The 1,303-nt window shown below is 63.4% G+C and carries 1 protein-coding gene and 1 pseudogene; both read left to right on the top strand.

Translation table 11 applies throughout. From position 1 onward, the window contains the following. The first annotated feature begins 426 nt into the window (after window positions 1-426). Complete coding sequence (locus ACWF94_RS40680) at window positions 427-624, top strand: helix-turn-helix transcriptional regulator (protein ID WP_453500358.1); 198 nt, start codon at window positions 427-429, stop codon at window positions 622-624. Beyond that, window positions 621-1,303, top strand: a pseudogene (locus tag ACWF94_RS40675) (tyrosine-type recombinase/integrase); the annotation flags it as partial. The gene ACWF94_RS40680 and the pseudogene ACWF94_RS40675, both read left to right, overlap by 4 nt.

Genomic DNA, 1,303 nt, shown 5'->3' with positions numbered 1-1,303 from the left:
CTATGGGCTACGTGACACAGGATCAGGTCGGACGGACGTAGTGCGATGTATAGCCGACGATCCCCGGTTCGCCAAACCGGGGATCGTCCGGACTATTGATGTCGTTCGCACGGGCTGCTTGGCGGTGGACCTGTTGCGAACGGAGTGGACAGTGCTGCCCGGAACGCGAAGGAGGAGAACGCGGCTGCTGGCCATTCGCGAACGGCCGGTCCGCTGAGGCAGGGAAACCACACGTCAGAACGCTGTGGGGCCTCTGGTGCTGCCCTCACTGCCGGCCATCCATTCGGTCCGCTGCCCAGAAAGAAGCACCCCCTTCATGTGCCGATCCGCGCTACCCCCTGCCCATTTCCAATACCGCCCCACGCATTGGTCCGTGGCCACTTCAAAGTCGAACGCTGTAAGCGCTCACTGCCTTGAGGTATCCCGGTGACGGTCGCGACCCGCCCCGGACAGAAGCTGACGGTGGATGAAGTCTGCGACGAACTCCAGATCTCCCGGTCCACTTTCTACGACTGGCGACAGAAGCGCCGCGGCCCGCGCTGCATACGGCTGCCCAACGGTTCCATTCGCGTGCGGCGCAGTGATCTAGAAAACTGGCTAACTGATTGCGAGGACTATACGTGAACGGCACTGTCAGCGTCCGGGTATTCACCACCAAGGTGAACCGGCTGGCGAAAGGATTCAGTTACACCGTCCGCTGGAAGGTGGACGGCCAGGTGTTCAGCAAGACCTACAAGACATCCGCGCAGGCGAACACCCGCAGGTCCCAGCTGGTCGCCGCGGAGAAGAAAGGCGAACTCTTCAGCACCACCACGGGACTCCCGGCCACGCTGGAGACCAGCGCCGCCGGGATGCGCTGGTACGACTTCGCCGTTGCCTACGTCGACGGGAAGTGGCCCAAGATCGCTGGGAACACCCGCAAGAACCTCTCCAAAGCGATGACCACCGCCACCATCGCCCTCCTGAGGAGCCCACTGCCAGGACACTTCGAACCCGTCGAGGTGCGGACAGCGCTGCGTGAGTGGGCCTTCAACGCAAAACGACGCGCCGATCAGGACATCCCCGGCGAGGTCCGGGAAATCCTGGACTGGGTCCAGCGCAACACGTCGCCTGTGGCGAACCTGGACGACGAGGACACGGCAGAGAACTTCGTCACCGCACTCGGCACTCTCCTGAACGGGAAGCCCGCCGCCGCCAGCTCCGTCTCCCGCAACCGCCGCATCATGAACCCGGCCATGGAGCACGCGGTCAAACGCAGACTCATACGCACCAACCCGCTCCCCAAGGGCAGAGGCGAGAACAA

Source organism: Streptomyces sp. NPDC055078 (assembly GCF_053607985.1).
The sequence above is the reverse complement of the archived record's forward strand: the minus strand, read 5'-3'. Positions and strand labels throughout refer to the sequence as shown.